This window comes from Kitasatospora sp. NPDC002040 (assembly GCF_040296785.1).
Taxonomy (GTDB): domain Bacteria; phylum Actinomycetota; class Actinomycetes; order Streptomycetales; family Streptomycetaceae; genus Kitasatospora.
The window spans coordinates 417516-442179 of sequence record NZ_JBEOXV010000002.1; the positions used below are offsets into that span (position 1 = coordinate 417516).

At 73.6% G+C, this 24664-nt stretch carries 10 protein-coding genes; 1 reads left to right on the forward strand and 9 read right to left on the reverse strand.

Features of this window, described 5'->3' with window-relative positions; all coding sequences use genetic code 11:
• Positions 1-5: 5 nt before the first annotated feature.
• From ABT118_RS07260 to ABT118_RS07270, 3 genes are all read right to left on the reverse strand, one after another.
• Entirely contained in the window at positions 6-13964 is a 13959-nt protein-coding gene (locus ABT118_RS07260) for a non-ribosomal peptide synthetase (protein ID WP_350645584.1), read from the reverse strand.
• 49 nt (positions 13965-14013) lie between these two features.
• Positions 14014-15045, reverse strand: coding sequence for an iron-siderophore ABC transporter substrate-binding protein (locus ABT118_RS07265; protein ID WP_350645586.1), 1032 nt, complete (start codon positions 15043-15045; stop codon positions 14014-14016).
• Positions 15046-15129: 84 nt separating this feature from the next.
• Complete coding sequence (locus ABT118_RS07270) at positions 15130-16470, reverse strand: lysine N(6)-hydroxylase/L-ornithine N(5)-oxygenase family protein (protein WP_350645587.1); 1341 nt, start codon at positions 16468-16470, stop codon at positions 15130-15132.
• A 196-nt stretch (positions 16471-16666) separates the two neighbouring features.
• On the opposite strand from ABT118_RS07270, the gene ABT118_RS07275 reads away from it, so the two are divergent.
• Positions 16667-17614 carry a methionyl-tRNA formyltransferase gene (locus ABT118_RS07275; RefSeq protein ID WP_350645588.1) on the forward strand — a complete coding sequence of 316 codons (948 nt, stop codon included), beginning with the start codon at positions 16667-16669 and terminating at the stop codon, positions 17612-17614.
• A 6-nt stretch (positions 17615-17620) separates the two neighbouring features.
• Here the strand turns inward: ABT118_RS07275 and ABT118_RS07280 are convergent, their stop codons facing one another.
• The 6 genes from ABT118_RS07280 to ABT118_RS07305 form a co-directional block, all read right to left on the reverse strand.
• Complete coding sequence (locus tag ABT118_RS07280) at positions 17621-18433, reverse strand: DUF4184 family protein (RefSeq protein ID WP_350645589.1); 813 nt, start codon at positions 18431-18433, stop codon at positions 17621-17623.
• Between the two features lie 26 nt (positions 18434-18459).
• A complete protein-coding gene (locus ABT118_RS07285; protein WP_350645591.1) occupies positions 18460-20334 on the reverse strand; it encodes a hypothetical protein in 1875 nt (624 codons plus the stop codon).
• A 125-nt stretch (positions 20335-20459) separates the two neighbouring features.
• Positions 20460-21866 carry a dihydrolipoyl dehydrogenase gene (gene lpdA, locus ABT118_RS07290; protein ID WP_350645592.1) on the reverse strand — a complete coding sequence of 469 codons (1407 nt, stop codon included), beginning with the start codon at positions 21864-21866 and terminating at the stop codon, positions 20460-20462.
• A 266-nt stretch (positions 21867-22132) separates the two neighbouring features.
• Complete coding sequence (locus tag ABT118_RS07295) at positions 22133-22579, reverse strand: DUF6193 family natural product biosynthesis protein (protein WP_350645594.1); 447 nt, start codon at positions 22577-22579, stop codon at positions 22133-22135.
• 319 nt (positions 22580-22898) lie between these two features.
• Positions 22899-23633, reverse strand: coding sequence for a DUF6193 family natural product biosynthesis protein (locus ABT118_RS07300; RefSeq protein ID WP_350645596.1), 735 nt, complete (start codon positions 23631-23633; stop codon positions 22899-22901).
• Between the two features lie 191 nt (positions 23634-23824).
• Positions 23825-24331: a hypothetical protein gene (locus ABT118_RS07305; RefSeq protein ID WP_350645598.1), complete on the reverse strand. Its 507-nt coding sequence runs from the start codon at positions 24329-24331 to the stop codon at positions 23825-23827.
• Between the last annotated feature and the right edge of the window lie 333 nt (positions 24332-24664).

Here is a 24664-nt window from a genome sequence, read left to right on the forward strand (position 1 = left end):
GTGGGTCAGTTGCAGGTGTCGGTGGTCATCAGGGCGGCGAGTACGGTGAGCGGCAGCTCGGGGTTGGCGACGGCGGCGCAGAGCAGGTTCTGCAGCTCCCGGGCCAGCTGCTCGGCCTTGGCCCGGCCGAGCAGGTCGGTGGCGTGGATCAGGCCGCAGTGCACCTCGCCGCCGTCGCGCGGCTCGTAGAAGCTGAGCGTCAGTTCGGCGCCGGTCCAGCCGGTCGGGACGGCGTCCAGGGACCCCACCCCGCCCTCCAGCCGGTCCAGCCGGGCCTGCTCGTGGTGGATCACCATCACCTGAGGGGCCCGGCCGCCCAGGTCGGTGGCGCGGGCCACCTCGGCGAACGGGACCTCCTGGCGGTCCAGCGCCGCCAGCGTGGTCTCCCGGACCCGGCCGAGCAGCTCGGCGAAGCCCGGGTCCCCGCCGGTGTCGGTGCGCAGCACCACGGTGTTGAAGAAGCAGCCCACCAGATCGGCCAGTTGGTCGTCGGTGCGCCCGGCCACCAGGGTGCCGATCGGCAGGTCGGTGCCCGCGCCGTGGGCGGTGAGCAGCGCGGCCAGGGCCGAGTGCAGCACCATGAACATGCTGGTGCCGGTCTCCCGGGCCAGCCGGTCCACGGCCGTGTGCAGGCGCCGGTCCAGGGTGAAGCCCACGTAGTCGCCCCGGCGGCTCGGCGCCGGCGGGCGGGGGCGGTCGGCGGGCAGCGCCAGCCGGGCCGGTACGTCGCGCAGCGCCTGCCGCCAGTAGGCGAGTTGGGCGTGCGCCCGGCTCTCCGGGTCGGCCGGGTCGCCGAGCAGTTCGTGCGCCCAGCGGGTGTAGTCGCGGTACCGCACCGGCAGCGGCGCCCAGTCGGGGGCCGCACCGCCGAGGCGGGCGGTGTAGGCGCTGGTGAGGTCGCGGAACAGCGGGACCACGGACCACTCGTCGACGCCGAGGTAGTGCATCGTCAGCAGTACCGCCTGCGCCCCGTCGGGTCCGGTCAGCAGCCGGGCCGCCAGCGGCGGCCGGACGGCCAGGTCGACCGTCCCGGCGGCCAGTTCGGCCAGCCGGCCGTCCAGATCGGTGCAGGTCTCGACCGCCAGCAGGCCGGGCTCGCCCGGGAGTTGGTGGATGTCGGTGAGTACGGTGCGCAGCGGCTCGTGCCGCTCGGCCACGTCCCCGAGCGCGGCGGCCAGTGCCAGCGGGTCGAGCCCGCCGGGCGAGCGCAGTACCAGGGCGTGGTCCCAGCCGCCGTGGTTCCGGTGCTCGGCGCGGTGCCACTGCTGGACGGGTGCCAGCGGCACCGGCCCGTCGGAGCCGGTGGGCCGCAGCGCCGGGCGGGCCGTGGCGGCACCGTCCAGCTTGGCGGCGACCCCGGCGACGGTCAGGGCGTCGAAGACGTCCCGGATGCTCAGCTCGACCCCGAATTCGGCCCGCAGCCGGCCGATCAGCCGCATCGAGGCCATCGAGTGCCCGCCGAGCGCGAAGAAGTTGTCGTGCACCCCTACCTTGGGCAGCTCCAGGATCTGGCAGAACAGTTCGGCCACCTGCTGCTGGACCGGCGTGGCCGGCCGGTCGTCGCCGGTCAGTGCGGACCAGTCGGGCACCGGCAGCGCGGCGCGGTCGAGCTTGCCGTTCGGGGTGAGCGGCAGCGGTCCGTCCAGCACCACCAGCCCGGCCGGGACCATGTACTCGGGCAGCACCGCAGCCACGTGGGCGCGCAGCTCCTCGCCCTCGGGCACCCGGCCGTCGGCGGGCACCGCGTAGCCGATCAGGCGGACGATGTCGCCCCGGCGGTCGGGCAGGACGGCGGCCTGGGCCACCGTCGGGTGGGTGGCCAACGCGGCCTCGATCTCGCCGAGTTCGATCCGGAAGCCGCGGATCTTGACCTGGGTGTCGACCCGGCCGAGGAAGTCCAGGTTGCCGTCCCGGCGCCAGCGGGCCCGGTCGCCGGTGCGGTACATCCTGGCCCCGGGCCGGTCGCTGAACGGGTCGGCGACGAAGCGGCTCGCGGTCATCCCCGGCTTGCCGAGGTAGCCCCGGGCCAGCCCGCGCCCGGCCACGTACAGCTCGCCGGCCACGCCGGGCGGGACCGGGCGCAGGCCGTCGTCCAGCACGTAGCAGCGGGTGTTGGGGTCGGGTGCGCCGATCGGCACCAGGCCGGTCCGGCGGCCGGCCGCCTCCCGGGTGGGCCAGAGGGTGGAGTTGACGGTGGCTTCGGTGAGTCCGTACGCGGCGATCAGGTCGACCGTGGCGGACCAGCGGTCGATCAGGTCCGGCGGCACGGTCTCGGTGCCGACCAGGATGGTCGAGCCCTCGGGGAGTTCGCAGCCGGGCGGCAGGGCGGAGACCAGCGAGGGCGGCAGGATCATGTGCGAGATCCGCTGCGCGCCGAGGAAGTCGGTCAGCGCGGGGCCCGCCACCCGGGCCTCGTCCGGGATCAGCACCAGTCGGCCGCCGTGGCAGAGCGCCATCGCCAGCTCGAACGCGAACACGTCGAAGCCGATCGAGGCGAACTGGAGCACCCGGCTGTCCCGGCCCAGGCCCATCCGGTCCACGGCGGTGGCGACCAGGCTGGCGATGCCCTCGTGCGGGAGCAGCACGCCCTTGGGGCGGCCGGTGGAGCCCGAGGTGTAGATGACGTAGGCGGCCTGGTCCAGGGCGATCTCCACCGGGGCCCTCCCGGTCGGGGCGGCGGCCAGTTCGGCCGCGCCGGCCGGGTCGTCCAGCAGCAGCACCGGGGCGGTCGGCGGGATCTTCCCGGCCACCGGCTCGGTGCCGACCACCAGGACCGCGCCGGAGTCCTCGATCATGTAGGCCAGCCGGTCGGCCGGGTGCACCAGGTCGAGCGGCAGGAAGGCGGCGCCGAGCCTGAGCACGGCCAGCACGGTGGCGACCATGTCGACCGAGCGGGGCACCGCCACGCCGACCACGCTCTCGGCCCGTACACCCCGGGCCGCCAGCAGGTGGGCGATCCGGTCCGCCCTGGCGTCCAGCTGGGCGTAGCTGACGGACCGGGAGCGCTCCACCACCGCGACCGCGTCCGGCCGTTCGGCCAGGCGGGCGGCGAACAGGGCGGGGAAGGTCAGCTCGTCCACCGCGCGGGCGGTGTCGTTGAACGCGTGCAGCACCAGCTCCCGTTCGCCCTCGGCGAGCACGTCGGCCCGGGAGATCGGGGCGGCCGGGTCGGCGAGCACGGCGGCGACCAGCAGCCGCAGCCGCTCGGCCAGCCCCTCGACGGTCTCCCGGTCGAACAGCTCGGTGGCGTACTCGAGCCGGCAGTGCAGCGACTCGTCCGCGCCGAGCTGCTCGGTGAAGCTGAACACCAGGTCGAACTTGGCGGTGCGGGTCTCGTGCGCCAGGTACTCGGGCACCAGGCCGTCCAGGGTCCACTGCCCCTCGGTGCGGGCGTGGTAGCCGACCATCACCTGGAACAGCGGGTTGCGGGCCAGCGAGCGGGTCGGGTTGAGCGCCTCCACCACCTGCTCGAACGGCACGTCGGCGTGCGAGAAGGCGGCCAGGTCGGTGGCCCTGACCCGGGCCAGCAGCTCGGTGAAGCCCGGGTCGCCGGAGAGGTCGGTGCGCAGCACCAGGGTGTTGACGAAGAAGCCGACCAGCTCGTCCAGCGCCTCCTCGTCCCGGCCCGCGATCGGCGAGCCGAGCGGCAGGTCGGTGCCGGCCCCGAGCCGGTGCAGCAGGGCGGCCACGGCCGCGTGCAGCACCATGAACATGCTGGCGCCGTGCTCCTTGGCCAGCGCCCGCAGGCCCTGGTGGGCCCCGGCGTCGAAGCGGAGGTCCAGGTCGGCCCCGGCGAAGCTCGGGCGGGCCGGGCGGGCCCGGTCGGTGGGCAGCTCCAGCTCCTCCGGTGCGCCCGCCAGGGTCTGCTTCCAGTAGGCGAGTTGGGCGTTCACCGGGCTGGCCGGGTCGGCCGGGTCGCCGAGCAGGCGCTGCTGCCAGAGCGCGTAGTCGGCGTACTGCACCGGCAGCGGCTCCCAGGCCGGGGCGGTGTCGGCCCGGCGGGCCGCGTAGGCGGTGGCCAGGTCGCGCAGGAACGGGCGGTCCGACCACTCGTCGGTGGTGATGTGGTGCAGCAGCAGGACCACCACGTGGTCCTCCGGTCCGAGCTCCAGCACCGTCGTGCGGAGCGGGAGTTCACGGGCCAGGTCGAACGGGCGGCCGACCGCGGCGGCCACCGCGTCGGTGAGCTCCGCCTCGGTGACGGCGAGCACCGCCACCTCCGGCCGGGCCTGCCCGGCCGGCCGCACCTGCTGGAGCACCGTGCCCTCGCGTTCGGTGAAGACGGTGCGCAGCGCCTCGTGCCGGTCCGTCACATCGGCCAGCGCGGCTGCCCAGGCGGCCAGGTCGAACGAGCCGCGCAGCCGCAGCACCAGCGGGAAGTTGTAGGCGGCCGAGGTCCCCTCCAGCTGCTGGATCACCCACAGGCGCTGCTGGGCGTAGGAGAGCGGCAGTTCGGCCGGGCGGTCCGCCGCCACCAGGGCCGGGCGGGCGCTGCCGCCGGTGGCCCGGTGCACCAGTTCGGCCACGGTGGGCGCCTCGAACAGGTCGCGGATCGCCAGCCCGGCGGAGAGCACCGTCCTGGCCCGGCCGATCAGCCGGGTGGCCAGCAGCGAGTGGCCGCCGAGCTCGAAGAAGTCGGCGTCGATGCCGACACTGCCCTCGGGCCGGCCGAGCACCTCGGCGAACAGCGCGCACAGCGCCTCCTCCTGCGGGGTGCGCGGGGCCCGGCCGGCCGCCGGGCCGGACAGGTCGGGCGCGGGCAGGGCGCGGACGTCCAGCTTGCCGTTGACGGTCAGCGGTAGGGCGTCGATCAGCACCAGGGCGCTGGGCACCATGTAGTCCGGCAGCGCGGCCTTGAGGTGCTCGCGCAGCTGCTCCACGGTGGGCACGGCGCCGGTCGGCACCGCGTAGCCGACCAGCCGCTTGCCCTCGGCCACCACCACGGCGGCGTGGGCGACGCCCGGGTGGGTGCCCAACACCGAGGCGATCTCGGCCGGTTCGATCCGGTAGCCGCGGATCTTCACCTGGTCGTCGGTCCGGCCGAGGAAGTCCAGCAGGCCGTCGGGCCGCTGCCGGACCAGGTCGCCGGTGCGGTACATCCGCTCCCCCGGCGCGCCGAACGGGTCCGCGACGAAGCGGCTCGCGGTCAGGCCGGGCCGGTCGTGGTACCCCCGGGCCAGACCGGTGCCGGCGATGTACAGCTCACCGGGCGTGCCGGGCGGCACCGGGCGCAGCATGGCGTCCAGCAGGTACGCGCGGGTGTTGCGGATCGCCCGGCCGACGGTGGAGTCCGGGCTCTCGGCGGTCGAGCCGCCGAGGGTGTTGATGGTGTACTCGGTCGGGCCGTACAGGTTGTAGCCGTAGGTGCCGTCGGTCTCCCGCAGCAGGTGCCAGAGCCGGTCCGGCACCGCCTCGCCGCCGAGCAGCACCAGCGCGGGCCGGTGCCCGTCCAACAGGCCGTGCTCGACCAGCAGTTCGGCGTAGGTGGGGGTCACGTTGACCACGTCCACCGCGTGCGCGTCGCAGTAGGCGACCAGCGCCTCGGCGTCCCGGCGCAGCTCCTCGTCGCAGATGTGCACCTCGTGGCCCTCGACCAGCCAGAGCAGCTCCTCCCAGGACATGTCGAAGGCGAACGAGACGGTGTGCGCGATCCGCAGCCGCCGGCCGCCGGCCGCGGCGATGGCGGGGTCGAACACCTCGCGCTGGTGGTTGAGCTGCATGTTGGTCAGGCCCCGGTAGGGGGTGACCACGCCCTTGGGACGGCCGGTGGAGCCCGAGGTGTAGATGACGTATGCCGGGTGCTCCAAGCGGCCGGGCAGGCCGTGCGCGAAGGCGGGGCGCTCGGCGTCGGTGACCGGTCCGTCCGGCAGCGCGGCCAGGGCGGCGGTCACCACCGGGTCGTCCAGCAGGAGTTCGGCCCGGGCGCCGGGCAGGCCGGGTGCGACGGCGGTGGTGGAGAGCAGGCAGAGCGGGCCGGTGTCCTCGATCATCAGGCGCAGCCGCTCGGCCGGGTGGTCCAGGTCCAGCGGCAGGTAGGCGGCGCCGGTGCGCAGGACCGCGAACAGGGCCACCACCATCTCCACCGAGCGCGGCAGGGCGAGCGCGACCACCTGCTCGGGGCCGGCCCCCTGGGCCAGCAGCAGCCGGGCCAGCCGGTTGATCTCGCCGTCCAACTCGGCGTAGCTGAGCCTGCGTTCGCCGAACACCAGCGCGGTGGCGGCCGGATCGGCGGCGGCCCGGGCGGCCAGCAGATCGGCCACCGTCTCGTCCGGCAGCGGCTCCCGGGAGCCGGACCAGTCGGTGTGCTCGGCGGGCAGCAGCAGGCCGACCGAGGCGGTCGGGGCGGCCAGGTCCTCGGCCAGGCGCTCCAGCACGGCGGTGAAACGGGCCAGCACGGTGGCGGCCGCCGCCGGGTCGAACAGGTCGGGGCGGGCGGCCAGGGTGATCCGCAGCCGGGCCTCGGGGGTGACGATCAGGGTGAGCGGGAAGTGCGTGCCGTCCACGTTGGTGACGCCGGTGATGCCGTGCCGGCTGCGCAGTTCGGCGGCCCGGTCCTCGCCGTCCGCCGAGCGGAGCACGAAGAGGGTGTCGAACAGGCGGCGGTGGCCGGTCTCCTGCTGGATCGCGCCGAGGCCGACGTACTCGTACGGCATCACCTCGGCCCGCTCGGCCTGGATCCGGCGGAGCAGGTCGAGCACCGGCTCGCCGGGGGCGAAGGCGATCCGGGTGGGCACCGTGTTGAGGAACATGCCGATGATTCCGGCCACTTCGGGCACCTCGGCCGGGCGGCCGGCCACGGCGGTGCCGAACACCACGTCGGAGCGGCCGGTGGTGGCCGAGAGCACCAGGCCCCAGGCGGCGTTGAGCAGGGTGTTGAGGGTCAGGCCGTGGCCGCGCATCGCGGTGCGCAGCCGGTCGCTGGTCTCCAGCGGGAGCACCGCGTCCAGGTCGACCGGGATCACCGGGCCCGCGTCCCGGCCGCCGGGGGCGGTCAGGGTGGGCTCGTCCAGGCCGGCCAGCGCCTGCCGCCAGGCGCCGAGCGCGCGGTCGCCGTCCTGCCCGGCCAGCCAGCTCAGGTAGTCCCGGTAGGAGCCCGCGGGCGGGAGGCCGGTGGCGTCGCCGGAGCGCTCGTAGAGGGTGAACAGCTCCTCCAGGAACAGCCAGGCGGACCAGCCGTCCCAGACGATCAGGTGGTGGGTGACCACCAGCAGGTCCCGCCCGTCGGCCCGGCGGACCAGCAGCAGCCGGCACAGCGGCGGGGCGGTCAGGTCGAACCGGCGGCGGCGGTCGGCGGCCAGCAGCTCGGCGATCCGCTCCTCCTCCGCGTCCCCGTCCAACTCGGCCACCGTGAGCGGGATCTCGGCGCCCTCGACCACGAACTGCACCGGTCCCGGCACGCCGTCGGCGGTGAAGCCGGCCCGCAGGCTGGGGTTGCGCTCCAGCAGGGTGCGGCAGGCGGCGCGCAGCCGGTCGGCGTCCAGCCGGTGGTCCAGCTGCAGCGTCTCCTGGGAGAGGTAGACGTCGAGGGCGTCGCCGCTGTCGTAGGTGGCGTGGAAGTACATGCCCTCCTGGAGCGGCGAGAGCGGCCACACCTCGGCCAGGGCCCGGCCCGCGGTCTGCTCGACCCGGTCCCGCTCCGCGCCGGTCAGCTCCAGCAGCGGGGCGGGCGGCGCCGGGGCGGCGGCGGTGAGTTTGGCCAGCAGCGCCTGCAACGCCGGGTCGGCGCTGCCCTGTCGGGCCAGCAGGGCCTGGAGTGCGGCGGCCGCCTGGCCGGCCTCGTCGGCGGCGACGGTGACGTGGGTGGGTTCGCTCACGGTGGGGAGGTGCTCCGGTTCGGGGGCCAGCGCCGCGAGGGCGGCGGGCGTACGGGCGGTGAAGACCTCGCGCGGGCCGATCGCCAGGCCGAGCTCGCGGGCCCGGGTGGCGACCGCGATCGAGCTGATGCTGTCGCCGCCGAGCACGAAGAAGTCGTCGTCCGGCCCGACTCCGGGCAGGCCGAGGACGGTGGCGAAGATCCGGCACAGGCCGCGCTCGCGGTCGTCAGCGGGCTCGCGGGTGGCGGTGGCGGCCTGCTGGGCGGGGCCGGGCAGGGCGTTCTGGTCGAGCTTCCCACTGAGCGTCAGGGGCAGCTCGGGCAGCGTCAGCACGGCGTTGGGCACCAGCTGGGCGGGCAGCACCCCGGCCAGGGCGGTGCGCAGTGCGGCGCCGTCCAGGGTGGCGGGGACGGCGTAGCCGAGCAGTGCCCCGCCCCGGGCGATCACGGCGGCCCTGGCCACGCCGGGCAGGGCGCCGAGCGCGGCCTCGATCTCGCCGAGCTCGATCCGGTGGCCCCGGATCTTGACCTGGCGGTCCGTCCGGCCCAGGTACTCGAGCGCACCGTCGGGGCGGCGCCGGACCAGGTCGCCGGTGCGGTACATCCGCTCCCCCGGGCCGCCGAACGGGTCGGCGACGAAGCGCTCGGCGGTCAGCCCGGCCCGGCCCAGGTAGCCCCGGGCCAGCTGGACGCCGGCCAGGTACAGCTCGCCGGGCACTCCGTCGGGGACCTGCCGCAGGAAGGTGTCCAGCACGTGCAGGCGGGTGTTCCAGACCGGGTGGCCGATCGGCACCGCACCCGGGCCGGCCCCGGCCCGGTGGTGGGTGACGTCGACGGCCGCCTCGGTCGGGCCGTACAGGTTGAACAGCGGCACTCCGCCGGAGACCTGCTCCCAGCCGCGCGCGGCCTCACCGCTGAGCGCCTCGCCGCTGGCGAAGGCCCGCACCAGGCTGGCGGCCCAGTCGGTGCCGCGCACGGCGCCGGTGAAGGCGGCCAGCATCGAGGGGACGAAGTGCAGCGTGGTGATCCGCTCGGTCCGGATCAACTCGGCCAGGTAGAGCGGGTCCTTGTGGCCCTCGGGCCGGGCCAGCACCACGGTCGCGCCCTCGCACAGCGCCCAGAAGAACTCCCAGACCGAGACGTCGAAGGAGGCAGGGGTCTTCTGCAGCACCCGGTCCCGGTCGGTCAGTCCGTACTGGTCCTGCATCCAGGCCAGCCGGTTGGCGATCGCCCGGTGGGTGACCACCACGCCCTTGGGGCGGCCGGTGGAGCCGGAGGTGTGGATCAGGTAGGCCGGGTGGTCGGGCCCGGCGGCGGGGCCGGGCTGCGGCGGGAGCTGCTCGGTGCGCTCCACCAGCAGCTGCTCCACCCCTTCGGGTACGGGCAGCGCCCCGGCGGCCGCGCCGGTGGTCACCACGGTGCGGGCGCCGGAGTCAGCGAGCATCCCGGCGATCCGCTCGGCCGGGTGGTCCGGGTCGATCGGCTGGTACGCGGCGCCGGACTTGAGCACACCCAGCAGCGCGACCATCAGCTCGGCCGAGCGCGGTACCGCGACCGCGACATAGCGCTCCGGGCCCGCGCCCCTGCTCCGCAGCCGGTCGGCCAACTCCTCGGCTCTCCGGTCGAGTTCGGCGTAGCTCAGGGTTCCGTCCGGGGCCACCACGGCGGTGGCGTCCGGGGTGCGCGCGGTCTGCGCGGCGATCGCCTCGACCAGGGTGCGCGCGGGCACGGGCTGCTCGGTGGAGTTGAGGACGGCCAGCTGCTCCCGCTCGCGGAGCGAGAGCAGGGCGAGCCCGGCGAGCGGGCGCTCGGGGTCGGTGGCGAGCGTCTCCAGCAGCGCGGTGAAGCGGGCCGCCAGCACGGCGGTGTCGGCCTGGGTGATCCGCTCGCCGTCGTGCTTGAACCGGAGCTCCAGCTGCTCCCCCGGCTGGACGATCAGGGCCAGCGGGTAGTGCACGGTGTCCCGCACCTCGGCGCCGGTGATCCGCAGCGGGTCGCCGGGCGCGGCGGGCAGGCCCTCGCTCGGGTAGTTCTCGAACACCAGCAGGGTGTCGAAGAGTTCACCGCCGCCGGCCAGCCGCTGGATCTCCGCCAGGCCCAGGTGCTGGTGCTCCAGCAGCCCGGCCTGCTCGTGCTGGAGCCGGGCCAGCAGGGCGCCGAGCGACTCGTCCGGGCGCAGCCCGACCCGGGCCGGGACGGTGTTGATGAAGAGTCCGACCGTGTCGGCGCTCCCGGCCACCTCGGTGGTGCGGCCGGAGACGGTGCTGCCGAAGGCCACGTCGTCCCGGTTGGTCAGCGCGCCGAGCAGCACCGCCCAGGCGCCGTGCAGCACGGTGCTCAGGGTGAGCCCCCGGGCCCGGGCGAACGCCGCCAGCTCGGCGGTCAGCGCAGCCGGCAACCGGACGTCCACGTTGCCCGGGGCGCCGTCGCCGTCGCCGGTCGGGGCGGGCACCAGCAGGGTCGGCTCCAGACCGGCCAGCGCCTCGCGCCAGGCCGCCCGGGCGCCCTCCCGGTCCCGGCCGGCCAGCCAGGCCAGGTACGCCTCGGGGGCGGCGGCGGGCGGCAGGGCGGTGCCCCGGTAGGCGGCCACCAGGTCCCGCAGCAGCAGCGACACCGACCAGCCGTCGGCGACGATGTGGTGCAGCGTCAGCAGCAGCCTGGTCCGGCCGCTCTCCCGGAGCAGGGTGGCCCGCAGCAGCGGGGGCACGGCCAGGTCGAAGCCGGTCGCCCGGTCCGCGGCCAGCACCGGCTCGATCCCTTCCGCCCCCACCGCGGTCTCGCGCCAGGGCAGTTCGGCCCGCTCGGCGAGCCGCTGCACCACCCGGCCGTCGGGCAGCTGCCGGAATCCGGCCCGCAGCAGCGGGTGCCGGTCGAGCAGGGACTGGACGGCGCGGCGCAGCCGCTCGGCGTCCACCTCGCCCGCCAGTTCCAGCAGCTCCTGCACCACGTACCGGTCCTGGCCGGCCTGCGCGAGGAAGAAGAATCCTTCCTGCAGTGGCGAGACCGGCAGCGCCTCCGGGTCCAGCTCCACCGCCGCGACGGGCGCGGCCGCGGGCCCACCTGCGGCGGCGGCCAGCGCGGCCACCGTACGGAGCCGGAAGACGTCCTTCGGGGTGATCGAGATCCCGGCCTCGCGGGCCGAGTTGACCAGCCGGATGGCCACGATGCTGTCGCCGCCCAGCTCGAAGAAGCTGTCGTGCACACCCACCGGGGGCAGCGCCAGCACCTCGCCGAACAGCGCGGCCAGCACCGCCTCGACCGGGGTGCGCGGCTCCTCGGCGGTGGCGCCGGCCGTCCAGTCCGGGTCCGGCAGGGCGCGCGCGTCCAGCTTGCCGTTCGGGGTCAGCGGCAGCGGCAGCTCCCGGACCACCACGGCGGTCGGCACCATGTGCTCGGGCAGCTCGCCCGCCACCCTGGCCCGGGCCGCCGCGACGTCCGCCGGGGTGCCGACCAGGTAGCCGACCAGGCGCTTGGCGCCCCGGTGGTCCTCCCGGATCAGCACGGCGGCCTGGGCGATGCCGGGGCAGGCCATGAAGGCGCTCTCGATCTCGCCCGGTTCGATCCGGTGGCCCCGGATCTTGACCTGGCCGTCGGCCCGGCCGAGGAACTCCAGGTTCCCGTCGCCGCCCCAGCGGACCCGGTCGCCGGTGCGGTACATCCGCTCCCCCGGCCCGCCGAACGGGTCGGCGACGAAGCGCTCCGAGGTCAGTCCGGGACGCCCCAGGTAGCCCCGGGCCAGCCCGCGCCCGGCCACGTAGAGCTCGCCCTCGACCCCGACCGCAACCGGTCGCAGGGCCGAATCCAGCACGTAGCAGCGGGTGTTGGGGTCGGGGCGGCCGATCGGCACCGCGCCGGTCCGGCCCGCCTCGGCGGTCCACAGGGTGGAGTTGACGCTCGCCTCGGTCAGCCCGTAGGCCACCACCACCCGGAGGCGGCCGGCCCAGCGGGCGATCAGCTCGTTCGGCACCGCCTCGGTGCCGACCACCAGCACGCCGCCGTCCGGGAGTTCGCACTCGGCGGGCAGGGCGGAGACCAGCGAGGGCGGCAGGATCATGTGGGTGGCGCCGTGCTCGGCGATGTAGTCGGTCAGGGCGGCACCGGCCACCCGGCGCTCGCTCGGCACCAGGATCGCCCGGCCGCCGACGCAGAGCGACATCACCAGGTCCCAGACCGTCACGTCGAAGCCCACCGAGGCGAACTGGACCACCCGGCTGTCCGGGCCGATCCCGATCCGCTCGGTCGCGGTGGCGATCAGGCTCCCGATCCCGTCGTGCGGGACCAGCACGCCCTTGGGGCGGCCGGTGGAGCCGGAGGTGTAGATCACGTACGCGGCCTGGTCCAGGGTGATCTCCACCCCGGGCGACTCCGCCGGAGCCGCGGCCAGCTCCTGCTGCACCTCGGCCGAGTCCAGCGTCAGCACGGTGACCCCGGCCGGGAGTTCGGCGGCCAGCGCCTCGGTGCTCAGCACCGTCCGGGCCCCCGCGTCGTCCAGCATGTAGGCGATCCGCTCGCGCGGGTGGTCGGCGTCCAGCGGCAGGTACGCGGCGCCGGCCTTGAGCACCGCGAGCAGCGCCACCACCAGCTCGATCGAGCGCGGCAGCGCCAGTCCGACCGGCTCCTCCCGGCCCACCCCGCGGGCCAGCAGCAGCTGGGCCAACCGGTTCGCGGCAGCGTCCAGTTCGGCATAGCTGAGCTGCCGGTCCTCGCAGACCAGCGCCACCGCATCGGGTGCCCGCCGGGCCTGCAGCTCGAACGCGGCGGGCCAGGTCAGCTCCGGACTGTCGACCGGGGAGACCCCGAACTCACCCAGCAGCACTTCGAGTTCGTCCTGGTCCAGCAGCTCGATCTGCGCCACGGTCCGGGCGCTGTCGCCGCTCAGGGCGTCCAGCACCCGCAGCAGCCGCCGCTCGTGCCCGGCCAGCGCGCCGGCGTCGCACCGGCCCTGGTCGACGGCCAGCTCCAGCCGGAGGTCGTCCCCGCTCAGCGTCTCGCCGAAGGTGATCGCCACATCGGCCGCCGGGCCGAGCCAGAGCGGGTGGAAGTCCGGCGCCAGGCCGGTGAAGCCCAGACCGACCCCGACCGGGAGGATGTTGACGGTCGGTCCGGCCAGCGCCGCCACTCCGGCGCCGCCGCCCAGCTCCCGGGCCAACTCCTCGGCCCGGTACCGCCCGTGCTCCACCACGCCGGTGATGCCCGCCGCCACCTCGGCGACCAGCTCGGCCAGGGTGGTGCCGCCCTGCACGGCGACCCGCAGCGGCAGGATGTTGGAGAGCATGCCCGGCACCTGCGCCGAGGCGGCGTCCGAGCGGGCGGCGACCGGCAGGCCGATCAGCAGGTCCCGCTCGCCGCTGTGCCGGTGCAGGTAGGCGGCGACCGCCGCGACCAGCAGTCGCGAGGTCCGGGTGCCCAGGGCGCGGGCCGCCGCCTTCAGCGCGGCGGTGCGCTCGGCGCCGAGCAGCACCGTGCGGGTGAGCCGGGGCAGTTCGGCGGCCAGGCCGCTCGCGTCCTCGGTCAGCCGGACCGGCTCGGGCCGCCCCGCCAGCCGGGCCTGCCAGTACTCCCGGTCCTGCCCGTACCCGGCCGAGCCGCGGTAGGCCTGCTCGGCCCCGGTCAGCCGCTCGGCCCGCCAGTCCACCGGGGCGGCGGACGGGTCGTCGTAGAGGGCGGCGGCGCGGCGGGTGATCAGCGCCACCCCGCTGCCGTCCACCAGGATGTGGTGGTAGCGCTGGTACCACCGGATCCGGTCGTCGGCGAGCCGGATCAGCACCTGGGCGTGCAGCGGGCCGGCCGCCAGGTCGATCGGCCGCAGCCGCTCGGCCGCCGTCCAGCGGTCCGCCTCGGCCGCCGGGTCGGCGTGCCCGCGCAGGTCGAGCACCGTGACCTCGACCGGCCGGGGGTCGGCCAGTTGGACCGGTCCCGGCTCGAACCGCACGTGCAGGCACTCCGCCTCCCCGACCGCCTGCCGCACCGAGGCGGTCAGGCGGTCGAGGTCGAACCCGCCCCGCAGTTCCAGGAAGTAGGCGACGTGGAAGGCCGAGCTGTCGGGCTCGATCTGTTGCGCCAGCCAGATGCCGGTCTGTGCGCCGGTCATGGGCAGTCCGGTCAGTTGCTGGCCGGCAGCCGTGGTCCGGTCGGACTCGGCATCAAACATGGTCGATCGCCTTTCCCTGGTCATACGTGAGACGTGAGCGGTGGAACGGTTACTTCTTCGCGGTCAGCAACGGCTCGATCTGGTCGATCGCGTACGGGATCGACAGCACCGTGTTGAAGGAGAACGCCGCGCCGACGTCGGGGTCGGTGTAGGGGACGAAGAGGTCCCGCTTCTCCTGCTGCACCTTGAGCTTCTGGTAGAACGGCTCGGCCTTGATCCGGTCGTTCGCCGCGGTGCTGGAGGTGACCCAGACCAGCCGGTCGGTGTCCAGCACGTCCAGCTTCTCGGCGCTCAGCTCGGCCACGTTCCAGCCCGGCTTGGCCAGCGTGTCGATCTCCGGCTTGAGCTTGAAGCCCAGCTCGTTGAAGAAGATCGACTTCGGGTCGGTCTTCGTGAAGGCCGAGTACTTGCCGGCCTCGAAGCTGTCGGCGACGCTCAGCGTCTGGGTGGCCCACTCGGGGTGCTTGTCCTTGACCACCTTGAAGCGCGCGGAGATGTCCGCGATCTTCTGCTCGGTCTCCTTCGACTTCCCGAGCGCCTTGCCGATCTGCTGGGTCATCACCTGCCAGGAGGCGGCGTAGTCCGGCAGGTCCTTGGGCTGGGCGACCACCGGAGCGATCTTGCTCAGGGTGTCGTACTGCTCCTTCTTCATGCCCGAGTACTGGGCGATGATCAGATCCGGCTTGAGCGCGGCGATCTTCTCCATGTTGTACTCGTCGCGCTCGCCGACCACCTGCGGCCGGTCCGAGCCCCAGAGGTCCTTGGTCCAGGGCCACTTGCCGTACGGCGTCTCCTTGAACCAGTCCACCGCGCCGACCGGCTTGATGCCGAGCGCGAGCACCGCGTCCTGGTCGGACAGGCCGAGCGTGACGACCTTCTTCGGCTGCGCCTTGATCTCGGTGCTGCCGTACTTGTGCGCGACCGTGACCGGGAACGCCCCACCGGCGGCGGCCTCCGCGGGCTTGCTCTCGGAGGCGGGCTTCGCCGAGCTGCCGCAGGCGGCGAGCGCCAGCGCCGCGGCGGCGGCCAGCACCGTCCGGGGAAGCTGTCTGGTCAGGGCGGGGCGGGAACCGTTGAACACGTACGTTCCTTTCAAGGGGGAGGCTTTGTGCCTCCGGGCATGGCGAACCGGCCCGTGGGGCACGGGAGTCGATGGGGGGTCGAGTCAGCCCGCGACGGCGCGCAGCGGGCGCACGGCGGGCCCGGCGGCCCGGTGGGCGAGGACCGAGTCGAGGATCTCGCCGACCCGGATCGCGGTGTTGGACAGCAGCGAGGAGGTGATCCCGTGGCTGTGCTCGGTGCCGCCCTGGAGGTAGATGCCGCAGTCCAGTTCGGGCTCGGCGGCGACCCGGTAGTCCCGGCCGACCTGCGGCCGGCCCTGGTCGTCGCGGTGGCAGTAGTCGGCCACCTCGCCGAGCAGGCCGAGGCCGTCGGCCTGGTGGTAGCCGGTGGCGTAGACGACCACGTCGGCGTCGAGCGGCGTGCGCTCGCCGGTCACCAGCGACTCGACCGTGGTGCGGATCCGGTCCGGGGTCTCGATCACCTCGGTCAGCCGGGACACGTTGAGCATCCGCAGCCGTTCGGTGCCGAGCACCTTCTCCTGGTACGCCCGGTGGTACAGGTCGTCGATCAACTCGATGTCCACCACGGCGTAGTTGGTGTTGCCGTGGTAACCCATCAGCTTGCGCTTGATCTCCTCGGGCGCGGTGAAGTACTCGTCCACGGCGGCCGGGTTGAAGATCTGGTTGGCGAAGGCGCTGTCGTCCGCCGGGCTGTAGCCGTAGCGCGAGAACACCGCGCAGACCTCGGCGCCCGGGAACCTGCGGTGCAGCAGGGCGACCGCCTCGGCCGCGCTCTGCCCGGCGCCGACCACCACGAAGCGGCCCGGGGCGGCGTCGGCCATCCCCTCCACCCGGGTGAGCAGGTCGCTGGTGTGCCAGATCCGCTCGCTGCGCTCGATGCCCTCGGGCAGCTTGGGCCGCAGGCCGGTGCCGACCACCAGGTTGCGGGCCCGGTGCACCACCAGCCCGCCGTCGGCGGCCGAGCGGGACGTCACCTCCAGGTGGCGCACCACCCCTTCGGTCTGCACCGGCCGGACCGAGAGCACCTCGTGGCCGTAGCTCACCTGGTCCGCGACCTGGGCGGCGGCCCACTCGAAGTAGTCGTGGAACTCGATCCGGAGCGGGAACAGGCTCTTGTGGTTGACGAAGTCGATCAGGCGCCCGGTGCTCTGCAGGTAGCAGAGGAAGCTGTACCGGCTGGCCGGATTGCGCAGGGTCACCAGGTCCTTGAGGAAGGAGACCTGCATGGTGGCATCGTCGATCAGCATGCCCCGGTGCCAGCCGAAGCGGGCCTGCCGCTCCAGGAAGTGCGCCGTCACCGGCTGCCCTCCGGCGCCCGCGTTGTGCTCGCGGAGAGCTATCGCCATCGCCACGTTGGACGGCCCGAAGCCGATCCCCAACAGGTCGTGGATCGGTGAGGTGTCGTCAGGAACAGCCCGTGACATGTCGCTCCCATTCGTGCGGGTCAGACGCTTAACTTAGGTAACGCTAACCTAATCTTCAAGTCGTGTCACGCGAGCAAACCGGACATCGGTCGAATGACGGTGCGACAACTGCCCCTCACGGCGAGCTGGTTGCATTACTTAGGTAAGCCTTGCTTTACTGTCGGTCTTCCAGCAGACTCTCCAAGGAGGCACGCCCATGCGGGTCGTCATGTTCGGTTATCAGACCTGGGGCCACCGCACCCTGCAGGCGCTCCTGGACTCCGAGCACGACGTCGTGCTGGTGGTGACCCACCCCGCCGGCGAGGGCGCCTACGAGAAGATCTGGAGCGACTCGGTCGCCGAACTGGCCGAGGCGCACGGCGTCCCCGTGGTGATCCGCAACCGGCCGGACGACGAGGAGCTGTTCGAGCGCCTCAAGGAGGCCGACCCGGACTTCATCGTGGCCACCAACTGGCGCACCCTGATCCCGCCGCGGATCTTCGAGCTGCCCCGGTACGGCACCCTCAACGTGCACGACTCACTGCTGCCCAAGTACGCCGGCTTCTCCCCGCTGATCTGGGCGCTGATCAACAACGAGCCCGAAGTCGGCGTCACCGCACACCTGATGGACGCCGAGCTGGACGCCGGGGACATCGTGCTGCAGCGCGCGGTGCCGGTCGGCCCCCGGGACACCACGGCCGACCTGTTCCGCAAGACGCTGGAGCTGTTCGGCCCGATCACCGTCGACGGCCTGGCCGAGATCGCCTCCGGGCGCACCGACTTCACCAAGCAGGACCGCAGCGAGGCCAGCTTCTTCCACAAGCGGGCCGAGGAGGACATCAGGATCGACTGGCGCTGGCCCGCCGCGGACCTGGACCGGCTGGTCCGGGCCCAGTGCGCGCCCTACCCGAGCGCCTTCACCTACCACCGGGGCCGGCGGTTGGAGGTCCTCGCCGCCCAGGTCTCCGAGCAGCGCTACGGCGGCACGCCCGGCCGGATCTTCTACCGCGAGGGCGAGGGCGTGGTGATCGTCGCCGGGGCCGACGCCCGGACCGGCCGCAACCACGGCCTGGCGATCACCCGGGTCCGCACCGAGGACGGCCGGGAGCTGGGCGCCACCGAGTACTTCACCGCGATGGGCGGCTACCTCACCGACCGCCCCTGACCCCGGCTACCAGGTCCGCACCCGGGCCGCGACGGCCCGCGCCACCAGGGCGTGCGCCACCAGCGCGGCTCCGATCCCGGCCACCACCCCGAAGGCGGTGGTCGGGACCAACTCCCAACGGGAGGCGCCCGGGTAGGCCGCGCTCCAGCGCTCGATCCGCAGCGCCGCCCCGATCGCGGCGCCCGCGACCACCACGCCGAGCACCGCCAGCCGGGTGGCCCTGCTGTACGCGGGCGCGGGCAGCGGGGCCACCCGCTCGGCGTCGATCAGCCGCAGCTCGCGCTGCAGGTACCAGAGCAGCGCGGCCAGCGCGACCAGCGAGGAGCCGTACTGCAGCACCGTGAACAGCGGCTGCCCGAACAGGTGCCACTCCGCCAGGAACGGGAGCAGCTGCACGCCCGCACGCCCGTGGTGGGTGAACGCGTCCCAGCCCACGTGGGTGGCCGCGCCGATCCCCGCCGACAGCAGCAACCAGCCAGTCTGCCGCGGCAGTTCGGCCCGGGGGCGCTGCGCGGCGGTGAGCCGGTCGGCCGCCCAGGCCCAGCGCACCGGCAGCAGCGCCACCAGCGGGGCCCGCAGCAGGCCGTGCCAGAGCAGCACCAGCAGCGAGGCCAGCAGCACGTCCACGGTCGGCACGCCCCACCAGGCGTGGGTCTGCACCCCGAAGTCGTACAGGCCCGGCAGCAGCGAGGCCACGAAGTAGGGCAGGTCGGGAGCGACCGACCCGGCCACCATGGCGGAGGCGATCAGCCGACCTCGGCCTCGCCCCTGGGACAGCAGGGGCAGGACGGCAGCGGGGTGACTGAAGGTGAACGGCACGGCCATACCGTACCCAACCTCCCTGGTCAGCCCAAGGGGTTGACCAAGGGTTGGAGCCTGGTTCCGTTCTCCTGCACCGCCTCGACCGCGACCTGGTCCCGGGCCGGCCGCGGCACCGCGAGCGTACGGTTCGGCACCGCCTGGTCCACCGCCCATCCCTGGCCGTGCAGTTGGAGCCGGGCGACCCGGCGGCTGACCGCCGCCAGCAGGTACTCGCCGCCCTGCGGGGAGCGCCACCAGGTCCAGGCCACGGTGTCCTGCTCGTACCGGCTGCAGGCCCGGCCGTCGGCGCGGCCGGTCCGCACGGCGCCCCGGAAGGTCGGCAGCAGGACGGCCGTGGCGGCGCTGCCCTCCCCGCCCCAGCGGTCGCTGCGCAGGCAGAGCCAGCTCGCCGGGCCCGCCCCGCCCGGGAGTTGCTGGGTGGCGAAGTCCCAGAGGTTGAGCTGTCGCACGCCCGGCGAGGCATCGGGCACGGTGCAGGCCGACCGGGCCCAGGCGCGGAGCGCCTCCGGGCTCACCGCCTCCCGGGGCGAACGGGCCTGGCCCTGCTCGGGCGGCGGGGTCCAGCTCAGCCGGGCCGGCCGCAGGCCGCCGACATCGGCCAGCACGAAGGCGTGCTTCTCCGCCACCACCGGGGTGGACCGCAGCTCCAGCAGCACGTCCCCGGGGCAGCCCGGGCCGCCGCCGACCGGGACGGGGTCGGTCACACCGTCCGTGCGCGCCAACGGCTTTGCGGCCGTGTCGGGCTGGTCCAGCCGACGTGTCCCGGCGGTGTCGATCCAGGGGGCGAGCAGGTAGCGGGCCGTCCCGCCGGAGCGGCGCAGCACCACGGCCGCGGCGCTGGTCACGTCCGAGTCCTCGGCGCCGCCGAGCAGCAGGCCGCCGTCCGGGCCGTCGGTGTACCGGGCGATCCGCATCCCGTCGTGCAGCAGGACCACCGGGGTGCCGTCCACCGAGCCGGCGAACAGCAGCCGGGGCGGCTCGATCGGCGGCCGGGCGGCGGTGCCCGGTTCGACGGCGGTGCCGGGACCGGCCTGGGTCCAGGCGGTCAGCGCCCGGCCGAGCAGCGCACCGTCGGCCAGGCGGTCGCCGCGCGCGGGCCAGGCGGTGAAGTCGACCCGGGCGGTGCTGCGCCAGCGGTCGGGGGCCTCGGTGCGCAGCCCGGGCTGCTCGGCCGCCGCCGCGCTGGCCGGGGCCGCGACCGGGGCCGGGGCGACCGGGCGGGCCGCCAGGGCGGGGGTGAGCAGGGCCGCCACCCCCGCCCCGGCCAGCACCAGCACGCCCGCCCTGGTCCGGCGGCGCCGCAGCAGGTCGGTGGGCTGGACCCGGACGTGGCAGGCGTCGAAGGCGGGCCGCAGCCCGGCCGCCTCACCCGTACCGTCCCCGGCGGCGAGCGCGAGCACCGGTCCGGCCGCGAGCAGGGCCGCCGCCGGGTCCGCCACCTCGGCCCGGCCGAGCAGCTCGACCGTCTGAGCGGCCGTCAGCTGCTCCACCGTGCGCAGCGCGAACGCGGCCCGGGCGGCCGGGGCCAGCCCCGCCAGCTCGCGGTCCAGCGCCAGCTCGTCCTGGTCCCCGCTCGGGGTGAACAGCCGCAGCCCCCAGACCAGCGGTCCGAACCGGGGCCGCCGGGCCCGGGCCGGTGCCAGCGCGGCCCGGAGCACCCGCAGCCGCAGGTCCTGGTAGGCCTGCTCCGCCGTCCCCCCGCCGATGCCGGCCCGGGTCCTGGGCCCGGGCAGGACGGTGGGCAGCGCCCGTTGGACGGCGGCGTGGGCGGCCAGCACCCTGCTGTGCCGCTTCCGGTCCACCGGCAGGGTCAGATAGGCGATCCCGACCAGCCTCGGGTAGTGCCGGACCAGTGCGGCCTCGTGCCGGGACGACGTACCGAGCACCTGTCGCACCATCAGGACCTCTCGCCGGGACGGCGGCCGCGGACCGGAACCGCCACAGCGTCCAACGAGTCGATCATGTGACGGTTACGCCGTCCGGGGGTCCGGCCGCAATGGGCCGGACCCCACTCTCGGGCGCGTCAGAAGTTGATCATGTGCCCGGCCAGGCCGTGCACGGCCTCCTTGACCGCCTCGCCCAAGGTCGGGTGGGCGTGCACGTTGCGGGCCAGCTCGGTCACGGTCAGGTCCCACTGCTGGGCCAGCGTCAGCTGCGGCAGCAGCTCGGTCACCTCGGGGCCGATCAGGTGGGCACCGAGCAGCTCGCCGTGCGTGCCGTCGCTGATCACCTTCACGAAGCCGACCGCCTCGCCCAGGCCGTGCGCCTTGCCGTTCGCGGTGAACGGGAACTTCGCCACCTTGACGTCGAAGCCGCGCTCGCGCGCCTGCGCCTCCGTCCAGCCGAAGCTGGCGATCTGCGGCTGGCAGAAGGTGGCGCGCGGGATCATCACGAAGTCGAGCTCCATGGTCTCCACGTCGGCGATGGTCTCGGCCGCCACCACACCCATCGCCTCGGCCGCGTGAGCCAGCATCAGCTTCGCCGTCACGTCACCGATCGCGAAGATGTGCGGCACGCTGGTCCGGCCGCGCGCGTCCACGTCGATCGCGCCGCGCTCGGTCAGCGCGACGCCGGTGCGCTCCAGGCCGTAACCGTCCACCCGGGGCGCGAAGCCGATCGCCTGGAGCACCTTGTCGGCCTCCAGCACCTCCTGCTGCCCCTTGCGGGTGACGGTGACCCTGACCTTCCCGGCCGGGTCGCTGTCGTCGATCCCGTCCACCCGGGTGGAGGTGAGGATCTCGATCCCCAGCCGGCGGTAGCGCCGGGCCAGCTCGGCGGAGACCTCGACGTCCTCCAGCGGCACCGGCCGGTCCTGGAACTCGACCACGGTCACCTTGACGCCGTAGTTGTGCAGCACGTACGCGAACTCGACGCCGATCGCACCGGCGCCCGCGATGATGATGCTCTCCGGCAGCGTCTCGGTGAGGATCTGCTCCTCGTAGGTCACCACCCGCTCGCTCAGCGAAGTCCCGGGCAGCAGCCGGGTGGTGGCCCCGACCGCGATCACGCAGTGGTCGAAGGTCACCGTCTCGGTGCCGCCCGCGGTGAGCGCCACCGAGAGGGTGCGGTCGTCGACGAAGGTGCCCCGGCCGTCGAGCTCGGTGATGCCGTTCTTCTTCATCAGGTAGTGCACCCCGGCCGCCCTGCCGTCGGCCACCTTGCGGCTGCGCCGGTGCGCGACCCCGTAGTCGAAGCTGACCGTGCCCTCGACCTTGATCCCGAAGGTGTCGGCCTCCTGCTGGAAGATGTGCGCCAGCTCGGCGTTGCGCAGCAGCGCCTTGGACGGGATGCAGCCCACGTTCAGGCAGACCCCGCCCCAGTACTTCTCCTCCACCACGCCCACATTGAGCCCGAGCTGGGCCGCGCGGATCGCGGCCACATAGCCGCCGGGGCCGGCACCGAGGACGACGAGGTCGAAATGCGTGCTCATGTCTTCATCTCCGAACTGCTTCACCGAGGGTGCCGGGCGACGAGTGGCACCTGAGCCCGTCCTCAACCAAGCTCCGAACAGCGTAAGTTCGCAGGTCAAGGACGATCCGGTCGCTCACTTCCTCCCCCGGCGGAAACAGGAAAGTCACGTTTTGGTGACAGTAACCCCAAGCTGATCATCAGTCAAAAACCTTCTGCGGGCGTCCTGTCCCAACCAGGACTGAATGGATCTCACCCCGAAGCCCGCCCGTCGCTTCTGCAGGAGTCTCACCCGGGGACGTCGTTGTACGGCTGGCCACCGTCATAGGACTCTGAGGCGGCTTGATCCGACCGCCGGCCGTCGTACCGGTCGCCGACCAACCGCTCTGCGGCGGTCACTGCTTCGTCGGCACTGGCCGTTTCAAGCACCCAGCCGTCCGCCCTGGTGCCCACGAGGTACAGCCCCTCGGGGACGAGAGCGATGGCTACCGGGAGAATCGCTCCTTCACCGAGCCAGTGGCGCGGACCAGTGCTGAAGCGGAGCACGGCGTGGCTGGTGAACGGGAAGTAGCGGTTCAGTGAGCTCCTCCGCGCCCGGTCAACGAGAGCAGCCAGAATGGGAGGTACCCATGTCGTGGCGGAGTTCCGGGAGCGTTCGTCCCAGTCTGCGGCCGCGCGTGCCTGGAACTCCCACTCCGCCTCGACAGAGTCACTGTTCTCCGGTCGGACGTCCATCGCGCTCCCCCTTCCGAGGCGCCGGACGAAGCCGGGCCTGCTCACCCAACCTTCGCTGATACGAAACCGGTTCCGTCAGCCTTCGCCGAGACCGGTCAGTGGCCGTCGCCAGCTGTGGCACACGTTGTTGCAGGTGACTGTGCGCAAGGTCGGTGGGAGTTGGCCGTTCCGGTCGGCGACGCTTCACGTGGTCGCCGCGAAAACCCACGACCGCGACGACGTCCAATGATCCGGATCGCCAGCAAGGCGCTGATGAAGCTTCCCGAGCCTGCCGCGCCGTCGGCCGCGAGGTTTCCTGCCGCGCCCGAACCAGGCTTGTTCAGTCGGTTCCTGACGTAGCAGTGCCGAGATCGGAGGACAGGTGTCGGATCGCGATCGACACGATCTCCTCGGCCGTCGGCGCTGCGGCGAGGATCTCGCCCAGGTAGCGGGTGCTGACGGTGTACGGCTTCTGCCGATGGGCGTCCAGGCACAGGGGAACATCGGTGAGGTGCGGGCGAATGCTGGTCGAGAACCGCAGTGTCCAGTGGCTGGTGAAGGGGTACAGCCCCCGCAGCACCGGCTCGGCGTGCGCCGCCTTGATGAGCGCGCGGTACTCGGGCCAGTTCGCCGCGTCGGCTTCCGTGAGCAGGTGCTGCCATTCGGATTCGATCAGTCGCACCGGATCGCCATCGGGCACCTCGAAGCGTCCCGAGAGATCCACGAACGGTGCGACGCTGTGAATGTCGGCCAGCTCCTCCCCGTCCTGCCAGGCTTGCGCGGCTCGGGCGAGTTGGACGAGGTCGCCCGTGCTTCCATCGACAAGCACCAAGCCCTGGAACGACTCACAGCCGCGGATCGACCAACGGCGCTCGACCGCCCAGGCGCTGATGGACAGAACCGTCCGATGAGGGATTCCGCTCGCGACCGAGGCCTGCTGCAGCGCGGCGGATTCCGAGGCCTCGAACGCAACGGAAAGGCCGTCTCGGACCGCCACCGCCTGGAGCGCCGCAGCGAGGCTGCCTTCGGTCGCAATGTCGGGATACAGAGCAGCGGGATCATGGGAGTCGGCCATGAGCCACGATTGTGCCGCACACAGCCGCAGCGCGCCGCGCAGTGCGGTATGACGCCTCCTGGCCGTCGTCGACGGCGGCTCGAGCCGGCCCTTGCCGGAGGCCTTCGGGGTGCAGAAGTCGCAGCGTGCGCAGGCCATGTGGTGCCGGCACTGCTCGGTGGGTTTCCGTTCGAGCAGCCGTCGCCGTCGGCTCAGTCCTGCTCCGGATCCGGCCCTCGAAGGCGCCCTCCGGCGCGTTGTGCGCGAACCGAGCGCGCGCGGCCCACCAGCGCCGCCAGCGGGAGTCCGCCTGCCAGGAGGGCGAACCCCACTGGGAGCACCCCCGTCCACACCGACGGGGAGACGTACGCGGTGCCGGACGTGCCGCCCGCCAGCCACGCGTGCAGCGGGTAGATGCTGACGTCCTTCTCCTCGACGTCGACCTCGAACGACGAGCTGCTGCCATCCGGGGTGAAGGAGCCCGAGCAGTACGTCGACTCTCCCCCTGAGGTGCTGGGGTTGCTGTACGCCCGGCATTTGACGTCGGTCACGGTCCCGGGCTTGCCCCACAGTGCCGCCCGCGCCTCGTCGGTGAAACCGACCAGCACCAGGCCGCCCAGGACCAGCCCGGCCAGGCAGGCCAGCACCCGCACCGGTCCGATCCTGACGACGCCCTGATGGTTCTGTCGCCCGTTCGGAACGCCTTCGTCCTCGCTCATGATCCCCCTCGGATCGCCGACGGACCTCCATGGTGACCGGTCCGAACCACCCTCGGAAGCCCTGCGCGCAACACGGCTTCGGCCCGGCCCGGCCACAGCCTTGACACTCTGTCAGCTCCACCGCGCCCCCGCCCGTCGCCCCGGCCCGCCGCCAACTGCCGCGCCGAGCAGCAACCACACTGCGGCCACTGCCCGTTGGGTGCGCCGACCATCACCCACGGTCACACCTTCCAGCCCCGGATCCGTTGACACGTTCGTCATGGCCCTGTAACTCTTGGGTGCTCCCACGCAAAAAACAGACAGATGTCTGTCATTTTCTCGACTCCCACCTCC